This window comes from Streptomyces sp. NPDC096132, assembly GCF_044763345.1.
In the GTDB taxonomy this organism is placed as follows: Bacteria; Actinomycetota; Actinomycetes; order Streptomycetales; family Streptomycetaceae; genus Streptomyces.
The window spans coordinates 113,956-131,310 of the sequence record NZ_JBIWGA010000004.1 but is presented as its reverse complement, the minus strand read 5'-3'; the positions used below and the strand labels follow the sequence as shown (position 1 = coordinate 131,310).

Here is a 17,355-nt window from a genome sequence, read left to right as displayed (position 1 = left end):
CTGTGGGACACCTGTGCGGCAGGATGGCCCGCATGATGCGTACCCTGCGCGCCCTCCCGGCGCTGTCGCTGCTGCCCCTGCTCCTCACCGCCTGCGGTGACGAGCAGCCGGGTGCGGCGGCGGACCCGGACGAACTGGCCACCAGGGCCCAGGCGTTGGGGATCGCCCCGGAACTCGTGTACACCACCGACGTCCAGGGCTACACCCTCGCCCAGCAGTCCGTCGGCGTGTACGGCGACGACGGTTTCTCCGCCGCCTACGTCTCCCGCGAGAGCGGCAAGTTTCTCCAACTCGCCGTGGACCGCGGCACCTTGACCGCGGCGAGCTGCCCCGACCAGCCGGTCGCCGGCACCGACGGGACGTCCACCACCTGCGAACGCGATGGCGACACCTGGTACCGCACCACCGACGGCCACAGCGAGTACGCCCGGCCCGAGAAGGACCTCGTCATCCGGATCAGCGGCGACGGCGTATCCCGCGACGACCTGCGCGAGGCCGCCGAGAACACCCATCGCCCCACCGCCGGCGAACTCGACACCCTCCTGCCCTCCGCCCCCGCGCGCGGCGAGCCGGTGGAACGCGGCGACCTGCCGCCGGTGGGGGACGGCGCACCGAACAACGACGTTGGCGCGGGCGGCTGAGAGCGAAGCCGCCGAGGCGGGGTGGGCCGGATCCCGAAAATTTCGCCCCGATGATCTCCCTGGGACACGGCCCGTCCCGGTCATAGGCTCGGCCGCATGACCGCCCGCCTGCTCGTCTACACCCGCACCACCGCCTACCGCCACGACTCCATCCCGGCCGGGATCGCCGCCATACGCACACTCGGCGACTTCGACGTGGACGCGACCGACGACCCCGCCGCCTTCGAACAGTCCCTGGACGGGTACGCGGCGGTCGTCTTCCTCTCCACCAGCGGCACGGTGCTGACCCCGGCCGGGCGGGAGCGGCTGGCGGCGTACGTGGAGGCGGGCGGCGGGTTCGTCGGGGTCCACGCGGCGGCCTGCACGGAGTACGACTGGCCTTACTACGGTGCGCTGTTGGGGGCGTGGTTCGACCGGCACCCCGAGTACCAGCCGGGCAAGGCCGTCGTCGAGGACCGGGACCATCCGGCCACCCGGCACCTCCCCGCCGTATGGGACTTCGTCGACGAGTGGTACGACTTCCGCTCCAACCCCCGTGGCGGGGTGCGGGTGTTGGTGTCCGCCGACGAGTCGTCGTACGACGGTGGCGGCATGGGCGCGGACCACCCCCTGGTGTGGTGCCGGGAACAGGGCGCGGGGCGCGTCTTCTATACGGCGCTCGGGCATGCCTCCGAGGCGTACGACGACCCGGACTTCCGCGCTCACCTCCTCGGTGGCCTCGACTGGGCGGCGCGGCGGGTATAGAGCGAGGGCCTTGCGCAGAGCGAGGGCTTAGTGGCACGGGCGCCCGAAGCGGCCCCGGCCCGGCCCGTCCCATCCCGTCCCACGCGGTCCCCGTACGATCCGCTCTCGGCCGGGACGCCGCCGCCCAGGGCGTGGACCGACCCGGGTCGGTCCACATCGGCCGACAGGCCTCGCCGTGGCCGCCCCGCGACCGTGACCCTTGCCCATGCCAAGCAGAACGAGCCGCCCCAGGGGGAACCACGGGGGCCGGCGGTTCGGAGAGGAAGACTCCATGAGCATGCGCAATCGGGCGGTCGCCACGGTGGCGGCCGCGTTGCTGGTCGCCGGGGGCACCGCAACGGCCGTGGCACCGGCGGCGAACGCCGCCCCGTACCACGGAATCGACGGCAACGGCGTGGTCCAGGACGACTGGCAGGACGAGGAGAACCTCGGCGTCGACGACTACGCCAACAGCAACGCCGTCGCCCTGTGGGAGACCGTCCTGTACGCGGACGGCGCCCAGTACGAGGACGAGGACGGCGACTGGCACCCCTTCACGAAGCGCCAGATCGACGGCTCGTTCGGCCCGGAGACCGAGTCGGCCACCCAGTGGTGGCAGGACCGCCACGGTCTCCCCGACAACGGCGTCGTCACCAGCGACTGCTGGGACTCCGCGCAGAACCGGCTCCACACCGCCGCGCGCAGCACCGTGCAGTACTGGGGCAGTGCGCGAGTCGTCTCCTTCAAGAGGGTCGGCGGTCAGTACCGGGTGAAGCTCAGGGGTACCGGGGCCTGGAAGACCGCGTACTACGACAGGGTCGGCTGAGCACGCCGTCGCCCGGGGGGCGGGTGACCGAGGGGCCATCCGCCCGGGTCACCCGCCCCCCGGGGGCAGAAGCCACAGCAGCCCCACCACCATCAGGGCGATGACGGCGAACGCCGCCAGCGCGGCCGTCCGCCAGCGCCGGTACTCGACGCCGGGCGGGACCGGCGCGGCCTCCGGCGGCCCGACGGGCACCGACGCGTCGTGCGGCCAGGTCGGGTCGGCCAGGTCCCACAGCGCCAGCAGCCGCGCCTGGTCCACTCCCGCCAACCGGCACAGCGCCTGCACCGCTCCCCTCGGCGGCTGTTTGGCCCCGCTGAGATACCGCTGCCAGGACGATTTGCTGTACGCGGTCCGCCGGGCCAGTTCGGCGAGGCTCAGGCCCGTACGGTCCTTCAGGCCACGCAGTTGCTCGACCAGGTGCCGTGCCTCCCTCGGCAGCGCATCCGGCAGCGGCCGCCAGCGCGTCATGGTCGCCCCCCCCAAGTGCTCGCCGCCACGCCGTGCCCGGGCGGACGGCCCCTCCCCGCCGCATCGTTCGACGCCCCGTTGTCCCGGCCAGTTCCCTTCCTCCGTTTATGAGCGGGTGTGAACGAATCCGGTCGGTACGCTTCAGAAGCGGTTCGACCCGTCGCGCGGACGCGCCGTGCTCGCCCGTTCCACCAGCCGCGTCGACAACTCCGTCCGTGTCCCCTCCGGACGCTCGCCGTCCATCATCCGCACCAGCAGCCGCAGCGCCGTCGCCGCCATCTCCGCCAGCGGCTGACGGACGGTGGTCAGGGCCGGGGTGGTCCAGCGGGACTCGGGCAGATCGTCGAAACCGACCACGCTGATGTCGTACGGGATCCTCAACCCCCGTTCCAGGACTGCCTGGTAGACCCCGAGGGCCATGTGGTCGGAGCAGACGAAGACGGCCGTCGGCGGCTCCGGAAGGTCGAGGAGTTCATGCATCCGCCGGTGGGCCACGGACTCCTCGAAGCCGCCGTTGCGCACATACTCGGCGCGGTGCGGCAGGCCCGCCGCCGCCAGCGCCGAGCGATAGCCGGCCACCCGGGCGCTGCTGCACATCTTGCGGCGAGGCCCGGCCACCACGGCGATCCGTTCATGCCCGAGCGCCAGCAGATGCTCGGTCGCGGTCACCCCGCCCTGCCAGTTCGCCGCCCCCACCGACACCACCCCCGGCGGCGGCTCCACCACCGGATCGATCATCACGAACGGGGTGCGGTGCTGCTCCAGCCAGGCGTACTGAGAGTCCGTCAACTCCGCCAGGTTGAACAGCACTCCGGCCGATCCGCGCACGGTCAGCTTGTCCAGCCAGCCGCGCTGCGGCCGGCCCACCCGGGTACGGGACAGGGCCGCGGAGACCACCACGTCCAGACCCGCGTCGTGCGCCGCCTCCTCCACCCCGTGCAGGACGGCCCCCGACCAGGAGCTCTCCAGCGAGTGCACCACCAGGTCGACCAGCCGGGGCGGCTTCGAGGCGTCGAAGCGCGGTCTGCGCACATAACCGAGCCGGTCCAGCGCCTCCGTGACCCGGCGTCTGGTCTCGGGGGCGACGTCCTCCCGGCCGTTGACCACCTTGGAGGCGGTGGGTACGGAAACCCCCGCCTCACGGGCCACGACCGCCAGCGTCGGACCGGCCGTCGCACTCGCACTCTCCGTGCGCACCATCCGGAACCCACCTCTCCGGCCCGCCCGAGGGCCAGCGAAAGCTCGACCAGCGCCCTTTCGGAGCCGACCCGAACAGACGGCTCACAGAAAGCGCTTGCTATCCTAGGGGTGGCTCGGCGAGGCGTGAAGACGTCGGGGATCGCTGGATCTTGGGCCCCCGAAGTTTCGAAAATCGGGGTGGGGGTGGCGGCGCTGCGTCATCCGGGTGGTACGCACGTCAGCCGGAAGTCCCGGAAGTCCGCCGTGAACGACGCGTCGACGAGATCCCGTACGTGGATACCGGCCAGCGTCCCCGTGAAGCGCAGCCGGCCGCCGTGGTCGTCGGACAACCGACCGCAGTCCAGCGGCGGCCCGACCGGTGTGCGCACCCCCTCACGGACGTACCAGAAACTCGCCTCCACGCCCTCCACCGTCACACCCAGCGTGACCGCCCCCCTCACGTCGACGTCCACGACAGCGGCCTGCCGCGCCCCCGTCTCGTCCCGCTCCACCAGGCTCAGTACGGTCCGGCCCCCGCCCCGCCACTGCTGTCCGCGCTGCGGCTCACCCGGGGGCTCCGCCCAGGTCAGCTCGAGGGAGAGGTACGCCTCCGCGTCGTAGCGCAGGATCAGACCCGCGGCCTGCGTGAAGGTGAACGGCCGTGCCTCGACGGTGACTTCGGCGGTGGCCCGGTGCTCGGTGAGGCGCTGGGCGAGCAGGCTCTGCGCCCAGCGGGACTCCGGCCCCTGGCGCCCGCGGAGCCGGATCCAGCCCGGGCGGGAATCGACGTCCGCCCACGACGGGTCGGGCGGTTCCCGCAGGCTGCTCCAGGGCCAGCCCAACGGGTCCTCGGGGGAGGGGCGTTGAGGAGGCCGACGGTGGGGGGCGGCTCTCGGTACGGCGACCTCGACCGCCGGGTGCCAACCGCCCTGCCGCAGCCGGGGTCTGCCCTCGGCGTCCCACGTCACCGCCTGGATCGCGGTCTCGCGGCCGAGCGTGCAGCGGGGACCGTCCGGGGTCGACAGGGGGCGGGCCGTGAGGTGGCTCAGGAACCACTCCCCGTCCGGCGCCTGCACCAGCTCGCCGTGTCCCGCCTTCTGCAGCGGCAGCCCCGGATCGTCGCGGGACGTCAGCAGCGGGCGGTCGTCGAGTTCGTACGGGCCGGTGAGGCGGCGGCTGCGGGCGGTGCGCACACCGTGCTCGAAGCCGGTCCCGCCCTCGGCCAGGATCAGGTGGTACCAGCCGTCGCGCCGGAGCAACTTCGGCCCCTCCACGAGCCGTTCGTGCTGGAGCAGAAGGTGCGTGGCGCCCAGCGGGGTGAGGGTCTCGCGGTTCAGCTCGGTGAGGACGATGCCGGCGAAGCGCTGTCCGCCGGGCCGGTGGTCGTTCTGGAGGTTGAGCAGCCAGAGCCGCCCGTCCTCGTGGAAGAGGGCGGGGTCGAAACCGTGACCGGCGACCCGGCGCGGTGGCGTCCAGGGCCCGTTCACTTCGGGTGCCGTGGTGACGTACGTGTCCTGGTCGAAGTACGGCGTGCCGACAGACCGCACGACCGTGTAGACGATCCAGAAGCGTTCGCCGTCCCAGCTCAGCGACGGCGCCCAGATGCCGCCCGAGTCAGGGACCCCGGCCAGCGTTCCGCCGGGTGCCGCTCCCTGGACGTGGCCCGCGTACTCCCACTGCGCCAGGTCGCGGGAACGGTGGACCGGGATGGTCGGGAACCACTCGAAGGAACTGGTCGCCACGTAGTACCAGGCGCCGACCCGGATCAGGGACGGGTCGGGCGCGAGGCCGCGGATGACGGGGTTGCGGGCGACGGTCGGCTGTATGCAGTCGGTGACGCTCTGCATACAATCTGCGGTCGACTGTACGGTGCCGCCCGTATCCGGCTCGGCGCCTACGGTATGCGGCTCAGTGCCCCCGGCCTCCAGCTCGGCGTCCACAGAACTCACTTGAGCGCCCCCAGAGTGACCCCGGTCCGCCAGTACCGGCGCATCGCGACCATCACGACGGCCATCGGCACGATGGAGAGCAGGGCTCCGGTCAGGACCAGTCCGGTGAGGTCGACGCCGGACTCCATACGCTTGCCGCTCCAGTTGTACAGGCCCAGGTTGAGCGTCCAGTTCTCCTCGCCGCGCAGGACGGTGAGGGGGAGGAAGAAGGCGTTCCAGGTGTTGACGAAGGCCAGCAGGAACACCGTGGCCCCGCCCGTGGTCATCATCCGCAGCACGATGCTGACGAAGATGCGCAGCTCACCGGCGCCGTCGAGCCGCGCCGCCTCCAGGAGTTCGTAGGGGATCGTCGCCTCGGTGTAGACCTTGGCGAGGTAGACGCTGAACGGGTTGATCAGGCAGGGGACCAGCATCGCCCAGGGGGTGTCGACCATGCCGATCGCCGAGAACAGCAGATAGAGCGGCAGGGTGAGCAGGGCGAGCGGGATCAGGAACGAACCCACCACGCACGCGAAGACCAGGTTGCGGCCCGGGAAGTCGAAGCGGGCGAGGCCGTAGCCGGTGGCGAGGGCGATGACCGTGCCGCCGAGGGAGCCGACGCCGGCGTAGAGCAGGGAGTTGGCGGTCCAGCGCAGGAAGATGCCGTCCTCGTACGTGAACAGCTGATGCAGGTTGTTCCACAGGTGCCAGCCGGAGAACCACAGACCATTGCTCTGGTAGAGCCCGATGCGGTCCTTCGTCGCGGCCACGATCAGCCAGTAGACGGGAAACAGGCTGTAGACACTGGCCAGCACCAGGCCGATCAGCACGAACCGCTGGCCGCCCCTTCCGCGGGCTGCCGGGTCGGGGCGGCTGAGCCTGCGGACGCTGTGCGTCCTGGGGCGGTCCTCGGTGAGGGTCATCAGTCGGCCTCCTTCGAAGTGAGCCGGTAGAAGAGGAAGGAGGCGACACCCAGGATGAGGGCCAGCAGTACGGACAGGGCGGCGGCGTAGTGGTAGTTGCTCGCGTTGAACGCCTGGTTGTAGATGATCATGATGGGGGTGAAGCTGTCGTCCACCGTCTGCGGGGTCACGTTCCGGAACAGGGCGGGCTCGTTGAAGATCTGCAGCATCTGGATGATGGAGAGCAGACCGGTCAGGACCAGCGCCCCGCGCACATAGGGGACCTTGATGCTGCGGGCGATGCGGATCTCGCTCGCGCCGTCCAGACGGGCGGCCTCGAACAGCTCGCGGGGCACGGCCTGCAGCGCCGAGTAGATGATCACCATGTTGTAGCCGATGCCGTGCCAGGTGAGCAGGTTGCCGATGGACGGCCACACCAGGGACGGGGCGAAGAAGTTCCAGTCGAAGCCGAGGGCCTTGCCCAGCGTGGTCAGCGGGCCGACCTCGGGGCTGTAGAGGTTGACCCACACGATCGCGGCCACCACGCCGGGAATCATGTACGGGACCAGCAACATGATCCGGAAACGGCCGGCGGCGCGTGACGTGAGCGTGTCCAGCAGCAGGGCCAGCACCAGGCTGATGAGCAGCATCAGCGGGATCTGCACACAGGCGAACAGCACCACGCGCAGGATCGAGCCGAGGAACGCCGAGTCGGTCAGCCCCTGTTCGTAGTTCTCCAGCCCGGAGAACCTCTCCGTGGAGCCGCCCAGCCCGAGCCCGGACTGCTGGGTCCGGTACAGCGACTGGTGGACGGCGTAGCCGATCGGGACCAGATACAGGAAGACGAAGCCGAGCTGGAAGGGCACCGTGAACGCGGCCCCCTTCCAGCGCAGTGAGCGGATCATCGGCCGGCGCCTCAGCCCTTGACGCTGATGCCGCGGGACTTCAGGTCGGCGACCGTCCACGCCTGCATGTGCGCGAGGAGGTCGGTGACCTTCTGCTGCTTGGCGACCACCTTGCCCCACTGGCTCTGCAGCTCCGTGAACATCGCGGTCCAGTCGGGGCCGAAGGTCCAGTCGCTGGTGACCGTGGAGAGGCTGTCGGTGACGACCTTCTTGGCGGGCTCGTAGTTCGTGCCGAGCAGCTTCTGGGAGATCGCCTGGTCGACGTAGTCGGCGCTGTCGGACAGGCCGGGCATGACGCCGCTGCCGGTCTGCGGGTTCGCCATGCTCTTGACCGCCCCCGTGTCGGTGGACAGCCACAGCGCGGCCTCCGCGGCCTGCTTCTTGTACTTGCACTGCTCGGTGACCAGGTTGATGTTGGCGCTCTGGTTGGTGCCGGCCGGCGTCTTCGCGGCCTCTCCCTTGTACGTCGGCCACGGAGCCAGCGCCCACTGGCCGAAGGACTTGGTGAAGCTGTTCACCATGCCGCCCATCTGCCAGGTGGAGATCTGCCGGGTGACGGTGCCGCCGTCGTCGTAGTTCTGCTGCAGGGCGGCGTAGTCGGCGAACGACAGCTTGGAGTTGAGGTCGTTGTCGATGACCTGCTGGATCACCTCGGCGGCCTTCAGACTGCCCTCGTCCTGGAAGTTCACCTTCCAGGAGTTTCCGTCGATGGAGTACCAGTGCGCGCCGGCCTGCATGGCGAGCACCTCCAGGGTGCTGGGGTCCTCACCGGCGTAGTTCGTGACGTGGATGCCGTGCTTCTTCAGCACCTTGCCCGCGGCGATGAAGTCGTCCCAGGTCGCCGGTGCCGTCAGGCCGTACTTCTTGAAGACGTCGGTGCGGTAGATGGTGAAGGCCGGCGCCGCGCTGGTGGGCACGCCGTAGACCTTGCCCTGCACCTGGGCACCCGCCCAGGCACCGGGCAGGAACTTGTCCTTGCCCGACCCGACGTATGCGCTGATGTCGGCCAGGGCGCCCTGCGACACCCAGCTCGTCACGTACTCGGCCGTGTTCTGCAGCAGACAGGGCGCGTTCTTCGCCTTGATGGCGTTCGCGAGCTGCTTCTGCATGGTCAGCTGGTCGGTGACCTTGGTGTACTTGAGCTGGACGTCCTTGTGCGACGCGTTGAACATCTTGACGATCGTCTCCTGGCCGTTCGCCCAGCCCCAGAAGGGGAGGGTGACCGGGCCGGACGCCGAGGAGTCCCCGTCGCCCGACCCGCCGCAGGCGGAGAGCAGACCTGTCAGCGCGAGTCCCGCGACAGCGGCGCGGGCGAACCTTCTCCGGGGGCTGGTGGAGTTCATCTGACCGTGATCCTTCGGGAAGTAGGCGTCTCGGAAGAAACGAGAACGGCGGCTCGGTACTGGCCGGGAACGCTGGCCGGCACATCGGCTGCGGCATCGGCTCGCGCTCGTGGGGATCGGCCGAAGCGGAGAGTGCGTAGAAACCGGTTGCTGAGGACCGTAGGGCGTGCGGTCCGGCCTTATCAAGGGGTGTGCGGGAAAAAGTTGCCGAAAGGGAGAGAATTTGAGATGTCGATGCAGGTCAAGTGGGGGAAACCGTTTACGAGAGGTCGTCGCTCAGCCGGGCGTGACGGGCCGGAGGCGCGACAGGCCGGATTCCCGTCGGTGACGGGCGCGTGACGGCTCCGGATCCCTGTCGACAGGGCCTACGAGACTGTCCTGGCCGGCTGCTGATCCGCGCCGTCGGGAAACCGGCGAGGGCCCGCCGCCTCTGTGCCGGCCATGCGCTCGTCCGCGTCAGGCGACGCGGGCCAGATCCGCGTGCCGCACCTCGTGCGCCGGCGGCAGCCCCCCCGCCAGGCGCTCCAGTTCCTCGACGACGATGCGGCCGAGCCGCTCCAGCTCGTTGCCGAGGGAGCCCGCGATGTGCGGGGTGAGGAACACGTTGGGGAGGCGGTACAGGGGTGAGTCGGCGGGCAGTGGCTCGGGGTCGGTGACGTCCAGGACCGCGTGCAGCCGTCCGGAGACCAGCTCGTCGGTGAGCGCGCAGTGGTCGACGAGGGCGCCGCGGGAGGTGTTGATCAGTACGCCGCCGTCCCGGACCAGGGCGAGACGGGCGCGGTCCAGCATGTGGTGGGTCTCGGGGATGTCGGGCGCGTGCAGGCTGACGATGTCGCTGTGCCGCAGCAGGTCCTCCAGGGAGAGGAGCCGGGCGCCGAGTTCGGCCGCCTCGGCCACGTCGACGTACGGGTCGTGGAGGAGGACCTCGAAGTCGTACGGGCGCAGCAGTTCCAGCAGGCGGCGGCCCACCCGGGAGGCCCCGATGACGCCGATCCGCCGGCCGAGGTTGCCGGTGGCGGCGGTTTCGGCGGGCGTGGGCTGGGCGTGCGTCCGGCGATAGCGCTCGCGGTGGGTGAACGCGTCCTTCCCCGCGAGCAGGATCATCGCGAGCGTGTACTCGGCGACCGGTACGGCGTTTCCGGTGACCGCGCTGGAAACGGTTACCCCACGTTTCCACAGGGCCTCCCCGATCAGTGAGCGCACGGACCCCGCGGCGTGCAGCACCGCGCGCAGCCGCGGCACGGCGGCGAGCGCCTCCGTGTCGAGGTGGGGGCAGCCCCAACCGGTGATCAGGACATCGGCGGTGGCCAGCGCCGACGCGGTGGCGGGGTCGGCGAAGTCCCGTACGACAAGGGCGGGATCGATCTCCGCCGTCCGTCGCAGCCGGGCCAGCAGCGGGGCGGGGAACAGCAGGGGGAGGTGCACGGGATCCATGGCGAACACGGCCCTGGGCAGCTGGGCGCTGGGCATGACACTCCTGAGGCGCGTAGGAAACGTTTACTGAAGGCGGGTTCTACCGTAGGTCCGCTCTGGAGACGTGGTCAATCGGTCGGATGGATCGTCCGGCGGGAAATCTTTCGGCTGGGTTCCGCGGTAAAGAGCCACTTCAGAGCTGCTGTCGGCGTGGCGGGGCGGGCGTGTGCCGCTCACGTGGAGTGAAGGAAGGGTCCCGCAACCGGTTGTGAGGGCGTTTCTCCGAAAGCGGTACGGGGCCGGCTTGTGGAGCAGCGGGCTGGGCGGGGCGGTGGTCACTGGAGGTCACGATCGCGCCGATCTCTGAGTATGTGCAGGTCAGAAGGTTGTGCGTGGAGAGCGTCGGGGGTCTTCGAGGCTCGGTGGGGGCGGCTGCGGCCCGTGCACAGAGTTTTCGAAAGTCTGTGAGGCCTCTTGACGCGCTTCTGTGAGCGGAACAAGCTCTGGCCCATCCGGTCATGGCAACCGGTTGCCATGCGGTGCTCGGTGCTCCCGCTCGCCGCACCCGTAACTGCGCCGCCCGTGTCCGCCGGACCGGTCACGCCGCAGCCCGCTCCCTCGACACAGAAGGCGAGGCCCTCATGCGTTCCCACCCCGCAGCCCACCCCGGCCGCCGCCGTTTCCTCGCTCTCGCGGCCGGCACCCCCCGTCATCGGCCTTCAGGTGGCCGTGTCCGTGATGTACGTCGCGCCGATCCTGCTGATCTTCCTCGTCACCCAATGCTGCTTCGTCGCCGGGATGTCCACGTCCGGGCTGAAGTAGCTCGCTGGCACTGGCCCGTGCGACCGGTCATCCGCACCTGCCCCGAGTAACCGATTTCCACCGACCCGCCGCCCTTCCCTGCCCCCTGCCTGCCTGCCTGCCTGCGCCTGGCCTGTCGCAAGGAGTCACGCTTGACTTCTCCCCCGCCTAGAGGCGGGGGATTCCAGTGGTCGCCCGCTGGGTTTCCTGCTTCACCGACGACCGCCCCGTCCGGGAGGACTCCCGTTGAGGTCTTACACCGTCTCCACAGGCTGCTGCCGCCAGCCCGGCGGCCAGGATGTTGCGCGCCGCGTTCGCGTCGCGGTCGTGCACGACACCGCAGTTGTCGCACGTCCACTCGCGGACGTTCAGCGGCAGCTTCTCGCGGACCGTGCCGCAGTTCCCGCACAGCTTGGAGCTGGGGAAGAAGCGGTCGATCACGACGAGTTCGCGCCCGTACCAGGCGCACTTGTACTCCAGCATCGAGCGGAGTTCCGTCCAGGCCGCGTCGGAGATGGCGCGAGCGAGCCTGCCGTTCTTGAGCAGGTTGCGGACGGTGAGGTCCTCGATCACGACCGTTTGGTTCTCACGGACGAGTCGAGTCGACAGTTTGTGGAGGAAGTCCCTACGGCGGTCGGTGATCCGCGCGTGGACGCGGGCGACCTTGCGTCGGGCTTTCTCCCGGTTGGCGGAGCCCTTCGCCTTCCGGGACAGCTCCCGTTGGGCGCGGGCGAGGCGGGCCCGGTCCCGGCGCTCATGCCTGGGGTTGGCGACCCTTTCCCCGGTGGACAGCGTCACGAGGGACGTGATCCCGGCGTCGATGCCGACTGCCGCATCGGTAGCGGGGAGCGGAGTGATGGTCTCCTCGGCGAGCATCGAGACGAACCAGCGGCCCGCGCTGTCACGGGACACGGTCACCGTGGTCGGCTCCGAACTTTCCGGGAGAGGGCGCGACCAGCGGATGTCCAGCGGCTCCGCCATCTTCGCCAGCGTCAGCTTCCCGTCACGCCACTTGAACGCACTGCGGGTGTATTCGGCCGACGCACGGGACTTCTTACGGCTTTTGTAGCGAGGGTACTTGGCCCGCCTGGCGAAGAAGTTCCCGAACGCCGCTTGAAGGTGCCTCAGTGCCTGCTGGAGCGGAACCGACGACACCTCGGCCAAGAAGGCGAGTTCCTCGGTCTTCTTCCACTCCGTCAGCGCGGCGGACGACTGCACATAGGAGAGGCGACGATGCTTGCCGTACCAGGCCCGAGTGCGTTCCTCCAACGCCTTGTTGTACACGAGGCGGACGCAGCCGAACGTGCGCGACAGCTCAGCCGCCTGCTCGTCGGTGGGGTAAAAGCGGTACTTGAATGCCCGCCTGACCTGCTGGGTCATATCTCACATTCTATCAGATTCCGTGTGAGTAAAGAGTGTCGGTCGGTGTCCGATGAACGTCGTCCGTCCTGGAGGTGGTTCGCCTTTTCCGTCCCGCTCTGCGGGAGCTTCGATTCCTCCCCGGCCGAAGCCGGGAGTGTCCACGAAGGAGAGCCCCTATGAACACGCCCCTGTCCCGCCGTACCGCCCTCCAGGCCGCCGGTGCCACCGTGCTCGCCGCCGGACTGTCCGGCGGCCTGACGGCCACGGCGGCGCACGCGGACGCCGACACCTCCGCCCCGAAGCTGGTCACCTACCCCCGCCCGGCCACCCTGCCGACCAACACCAGCTTCAAGGTCCGCGTCCGCACCGCTCCCGACGGCGAGTGGCAGACCCTCGACATCTACCGGCCCCAGCTCGAGGAGATCAACGCCACCACCGGGTCCGGCAAGGTCTACAACACCTCGATGGTGTACTTCGACTTCCGCGGCTGCGTCGAGGTGGAGGTCACGTACCTCAAGGGCGGCACCACCAAGGCGAGAGTGCGGCCGAACGCGCTGGGCATCACGCCCGAACTCCTCGGCGACACCCTGCGGTTCACGCTCGACGAGCCGAGGGACGTCGTCGTCCAGATCAACGACGAGATCTTCGACTGTCTGCACGTCATCACCAACCGCGTCGACCCCCACCCGCCCTCCGCCGACGACCCCGACGTCATCTACTTCGGTCCCGGCGACCACACCGTCACCGGCAACGTGCTCACCGTGCCCAGCGGCAAGACCGTCCATCTGGCGGGCGGAGCCGTCCTGCGGGCCCAGGTCTACTTCAAGGACGTGGAGAAGGCCGCGCTCACCGGCCACGGCATGCTCTACGCCGGCCCCGGCGGGATCCTCTGCGAGGGCAGCAGGAACATCCGGGTCGAGGACGTCATCATCATGAACCCGAACGGCTACGCGGGCACGTTCGGCGAGAGCGAGAACGTCCATGTGAACAAGGCCCGTTCGTTCAGCTCGAAGGGCAACGGGGACGGCTTCGACGTCTTCTCCTCCAGCGGGATCGTCTTCGACGGCTGCTTCATGCGCAACTCCGACGACTGCTTCGCGATCTACGCCCACCGCTGGAACTACTACGGCGACACCCGCGACATCACCATCCAGAACTGCACCCTGTGGGCCGACGTCGCCCACCCCGTCAACGTCGGCACCCACGGCAACACCGACGCCCCCGAGGTGATCGAGAACCTCGTCATCAAGAACGTCGACGTCCTGGACCACCGCGAACCCCAGATGAACTACCAGGGCTGCATCGCCCTCAACCCCGGCGACTCCAACCTGATCAGGAACGTCCGCATCGAGGACGTACGGATCGAGGACTTCCGCTGGGGCCAGGTCATCTACATGAAGGTGATGTACAACCCGAAGTACAACACCTCGGTCGGGCGCGGCATCGAGGACGTCTACGTCAAGAACCTCAGCTACACGGGCACCCACGCCAACCCGTCGCTGTTCCTCGGCTACGACGCCGACCACGCCGTCAAGAACGTCACCTTCGAGAACCTGGTGATCAACGGGCAGGTCATCGCCGACTCGATGAAGAAGCCCAGCTGGTACTACACCACCGACGCCATCCAGTGGTTCTACAACGAGCACGTGATCAACCTGAAGTTCCTGACCACCGCCGAGGCGGAGGCGGCCGCACAGTGACCCCGATCAGCCGCCGCGGCCTGCTCAAGTCCTCCACTGCGCTGCTGCTCGCCGCGGGCACGAACACCCTGTTCGTCCCCGCGGCCCGGGCGGCGGCGGACGGCACGGGCGACTCGCCGGCCTTCACCTTCACCCACCCCGGCCTGCTGCACAGCGCGGCCGACCTCGCCCGTATGAAGGCGGCGGTCGACGGTCGGCAGTCGCCCGTCCACGACGGCTTCCTCGCGCTGACCGCACACAGTCGATCGCAGACTGCATACACCATTCAGAACACCGGCCAGATCACCTCCTGGGGCCGAGGCCCGTCCAACTTCATGAACCAGGCCGTCGCCGACTCGGCCGCCGCCTACCAGAGCGCCCTCATCTGGGCCGTCACCGGAGACCGCGCCCACGCCGACAAGGCCCGCGACATCCTCGACGCCTGGTCGGCCTCCCTGACGATCGTCACGGGCGCCGACGGCCCGCTCGGCGCGGGACTGCAGGCCTTCAAGTTCGCCAACGCCGCCGAGCTCCTGCGCCACACCGGTTACGACGGATGGGCGGACTCCGGCATCGCCCGCTGCGAGGACTCCTTCCTGAACGTCTGGTATCCGGCGATCTCCGGATACATGCTCTACGCCAACGGCAACTGGGACCTGACGGCCATTCAGTCCATCCTGGCCATCGGCGTGTTCTGCGAGGAACGCACCCTCTTCGAGGACGCCCTGCGCTTCGCCGCGGCCGGCGCCGGAAACGGCGGCGTCGCCCACCGTGTCGTCACCGCCGACGGCCAGGGCCAGGAGTCCGGCCGCGACCAGGGCCACGAACAGCTCGCCGTCGGCCTGATGGGCGACGCGGCCCAGGTCGCCTGGAACCAGGGCGTCGACCTGTGGGCGTACGACGCGAACCGCATCCTCGCCAACGCCGAGTACGCCGCCCGCTACAACCTCGGCGGCGACGTCCCCTTCACACCCGACCTCGACCGCACCGGCAAGTACATCAAGAAGACGGTCTCGGCGACCGGCCGCGGCACCCTGCCCCCGATCTACGAGATGTACTACGCCCACTACGCCGGCGTCCGCGGCCTCGACACCCCGTACACGAAGGCGGCCGTCTTCCGCGGCACGGCCGGCGCCCGGGTCGTCGAGGGCAGCAACGACGACCTGCCCGGCTGGGGCACCTTCGCCCATGCCGGCGCGACCGCCCCCGGCCCCGCCGTCCCCGCACCCCCGGCCGGCGTCACGGCGACGGGGGAGGGGGAGGCGGTGACGGTGTCCTGGCTGCCCTCCGTCTGGGCGACCGATTACACGCTCCTGCGCGCCACCGACCCCGACGGCCCCTACGAGCAGCTCGCCACCGGCGTCACCGAGCCGACGCACACCGACACCGGCGTCCGCCGGGGACGCACCTACCACTACACGGTCACCGCCTCCAACTCCCTGGGCGTGAGCGGAACTTCGGCCGTCGCCTCGGCAGCCGCCGGCCTGCCCGCGCCCTGGGCCACCGCTGATGCCGGCGCCGTGCGCACCCCCGGGTCGGCCGCGTTCGACGGGGAACGGTTCGTGCTGGAGGCATCCGGAACCGCCGACACCTACCGCGTCGCCCACCTGCCCCTGCACGGCGACGGCACGGTCACCGCCCGCATCGTGTGGCCGCTCAGCTCCCAGTACTCCAAGATCGGCGTCACCGTCCGGGCCTCCCTGGACGCGGACGCCCCGCACGCCTCGATGCTCGTCCAGGGGCTGCCGCTGCACACCTGGAGCGGCGTGTGGACCGTCCGCCCGAGCCGGGGGGCGCCCGTCTCGGCCACCGGCAGCACGCCCGTGCCCCCGTCCCAGCAGGAGGCGATCACCACCAAGGCCTCCTTCCCGATCTCGAACCTCGGCGCGCTGCCCGAGTCGGCGACCCCGCTCGAGGCGCCGTACGTCGAGGGCGCGGGCGACGGCTACCGGCTGCGGGCCCCGTACTGGGTGCGCGTGACGCGGAAGGGCCGGCGCCTCACCGGCTCGATGTCCGCAGACGGTATGCAGTGGACCGTAGTCGGTACGACGGAGGTCGACGGTATGCCGCACCTCGCATACGCCGGTCTCGCCCTGACCTCCTCCCTCGGCATCGACGAGGACTACGCCGAAACCGGAACCGGCGCCTTCGACAACGTGAGCGTGACGTGCACCCACGGAGACGCCTGGCGCACACCGCGCCCCGCCCGCACCGCCACCGACCTGCGCGCCGCGGCCGCGGCCGACGGCGTCCGGCTGACGTGGACCGACCCCGACCTCTCCGCCCGTTACACCGTGCTGCGCGCCCCGCGCCCCGACGGGCCGTACCGCACGCTCGCCACCGCCGTCGGGCCGGTCGGCTTCGGCACCCGCATCCGGTACACCGACGCGACCGGTGCGCCCGGCACGACGTACCACTACGCGGTCGCCAAGACCAACTGCGGGGGACGAGGCCCTCGTTCGGACGCGGTCGGGGCCGTCGCCCCTTCCGCCGACGGTCTCCAGGGCGGGTCAACCCCCGCCGAGGACACGGCACTTCCCGCGCTGCCCACGCCGTGGACGGGTGGCGACCTCGGGGACGTGGTCGCCGACCGGCGGGACTACGGCACCCTCGGCGTCGTAGCCGTCCTCACACCCGGCAGCACGGTCCACGCCGACGGGACGTTCGTCGTCAGTGGCGCCGGAGTCGATCTCAACGTCAACTCCCAGGGCATGACCGGGCAGTTCGTCCGACAGACGGTCACCGGCGACTGCGAGATCACCGCCCGCCTGCTGTCCCGTGAGGGCGCGAGCGCCGACCGGGTGGGGCTGCTGATGGCCAAGTCGCTGTCGCCGTTCGACCAGGCGGCCGGAGTGATCGTCACCGGCGGCACCAGCGCCCAGCTCATGCTGCGGCCGACGGTGGCCGGCGCCTCGGCCTTCACCGGGACGACCGCCGTCCAACTGCCCCTCCTCCTACGGCTGAAGCGCACCGGAACCACCTTCGCAGCCTCCCTCTCCACCGACGACGGCGTCACCTGGACCCCCCTCGCCGCAGGCGCGATCCCCGGCTTCGGTGACGCCCCCTACCACGTGGGCCTCGTGGTCTGCTCCCGCAGCCAGACGGCCCTCGGCACCGCACGGTTCGGCGAGGTGATCGTCACCTCGCCGTAGACACCGGGATCCCCCACGGATCCCCCACGATGG

The 17,355-nt window shown here is 70.1% G+C and carries 13 protein-coding genes; 5 read left to right on the top strand and 8 right to left on the bottom strand.

Annotated elements, in window-relative coordinates; translation table 11 throughout:
* Nucleotides 1-32: 32 nt before the first annotated feature.
* The 3 genes from ACIRF9_RS11255 (at nt 33) to ACIRF9_RS11245 (ending at nt 2,190) form a co-directional block, all read left to right on the top strand.
* Nucleotides 33-641, top strand: a complete 609-nt coding sequence (locus ACIRF9_RS11255) for a hypothetical protein (RefSeq protein ID WP_403819256.1) — start codon at nt 33-35, stop codon at nt 639-641.
* 96 nt (nt 642-737) lie between these two features.
* Entirely contained in the window at nt 738-1,385 is a 648-nt protein-coding gene (locus ACIRF9_RS11250) for a ThuA domain-containing protein (RefSeq protein WP_403819254.1), read from the top strand.
* 271 nt (nt 1,386-1,656) lie between these two features.
* On the top strand, nt 1,657-2,190 hold the full coding sequence (locus tag ACIRF9_RS11245) for a peptidoglycan-binding protein (protein WP_403819252.1): 534 nt from the start codon (nt 1,657-1,659) through the stop codon (nt 2,188-2,190).
* Between the two features lie 48 nt (nt 2,191-2,238).
* Here ACIRF9_RS11245 and ACIRF9_RS11240 read toward each other — a convergent pair whose 3' ends face one another.
* From ACIRF9_RS11240 to ACIRF9_RS11205, 8 genes are all read right to left on the bottom strand, one after another.
* Nucleotides 2,239-2,658, bottom strand: a complete 420-nt coding sequence (locus ACIRF9_RS11240) for a helix-turn-helix domain-containing protein (protein ID WP_403819250.1) — start codon at nt 2,656-2,658, stop codon at nt 2,239-2,241.
* Between the two features lie 141 nt (nt 2,659-2,799).
* Nucleotides 2,800-3,858 (bottom strand): LacI family DNA-binding transcriptional regulator, encoded by a 1,059-nt coding sequence (locus ACIRF9_RS11235; protein ID WP_403819249.1) that lies wholly within the window; start codon nt 3,856-3,858, stop codon nt 2,800-2,802.
* Nucleotides 3,859-4,055: 197 nt separating this feature from the next.
* Nucleotides 4,056-5,684 (bottom strand): family 43 glycosylhydrolase, encoded by a 1,629-nt coding sequence (locus tag ACIRF9_RS11230; RefSeq protein ID WP_403819247.1) that lies wholly within the window; start codon nt 5,682-5,684, stop codon nt 4,056-4,058.
* Nucleotides 5,685-5,782: 98 nt separating this feature from the next.
* Nucleotides 5,783-6,688: a carbohydrate ABC transporter permease gene (locus ACIRF9_RS11225; RefSeq protein ID WP_403819245.1), complete on the bottom strand. Its 906-nt coding sequence runs from the start codon at nt 6,686-6,688 to the stop codon at nt 5,783-5,785.
* On the bottom strand, nt 6,688-7,572 hold the full coding sequence (locus ACIRF9_RS11220) for a carbohydrate ABC transporter permease (RefSeq protein WP_403819243.1): 885 nt from the start codon (nt 7,570-7,572) through the stop codon (nt 6,688-6,690). The genes ACIRF9_RS11225 and ACIRF9_RS11220 overlap by 1 nt, the downstream gene beginning before the upstream one ends.
* An 11-nt stretch (nt 7,573-7,583) precedes the next feature.
* Nucleotides 7,584-8,915 (bottom strand): ABC transporter substrate-binding protein, encoded by a 1,332-nt coding sequence (locus ACIRF9_RS11215; RefSeq protein WP_403819241.1) that lies wholly within the window; start codon nt 8,913-8,915, stop codon nt 7,584-7,586.
* A gap of 456 nt (nt 8,916-9,371) precedes the next feature.
* Nucleotides 9,372-10,385 (bottom strand): hydroxyacid dehydrogenase, encoded by a 1,014-nt coding sequence (locus tag ACIRF9_RS11210; RefSeq protein WP_403819239.1) that lies wholly within the window; start codon nt 10,383-10,385, stop codon nt 9,372-9,374.
* 912 nt (nt 10,386-11,297) lie between these two features.
* Nucleotides 11,298-12,509 carry an RNA-guided endonuclease InsQ/TnpB family protein gene (locus ACIRF9_RS11205; RefSeq protein ID WP_403819237.1) on the bottom strand — a complete coding sequence of 404 codons (1,212 nt, stop codon included), beginning with the start codon at nt 12,507-12,509 and terminating at the stop codon, nt 11,298-11,300.
* Nucleotides 12,510-12,667: 158 nt separating this feature from the next.
* On the opposite strand from ACIRF9_RS11205, the gene ACIRF9_RS11200 reads away from it, so the two are divergent.
* Both ACIRF9_RS11200 and ACIRF9_RS11195 read left to right on the top strand, forming a co-directional pair.
* Nucleotides 12,668-14,191, top strand: a complete 1,524-nt coding sequence (locus ACIRF9_RS11200) for a glycosyl hydrolase family 28 protein (RefSeq protein WP_403819235.1) — start codon at nt 12,668-12,670, stop codon at nt 14,189-14,191.
* Entirely contained in the window at nt 14,188-17,322 is a 3,135-nt protein-coding gene (locus tag ACIRF9_RS11195; protein WP_403819234.1) for an alginate lyase family protein, read from the top strand. Before ACIRF9_RS11200 ends, ACIRF9_RS11195 begins: the two co-directional genes overlap by 4 nt.
* The last annotated feature ends 33 nt before the right edge of the window (nt 17,323-17,355 follow it).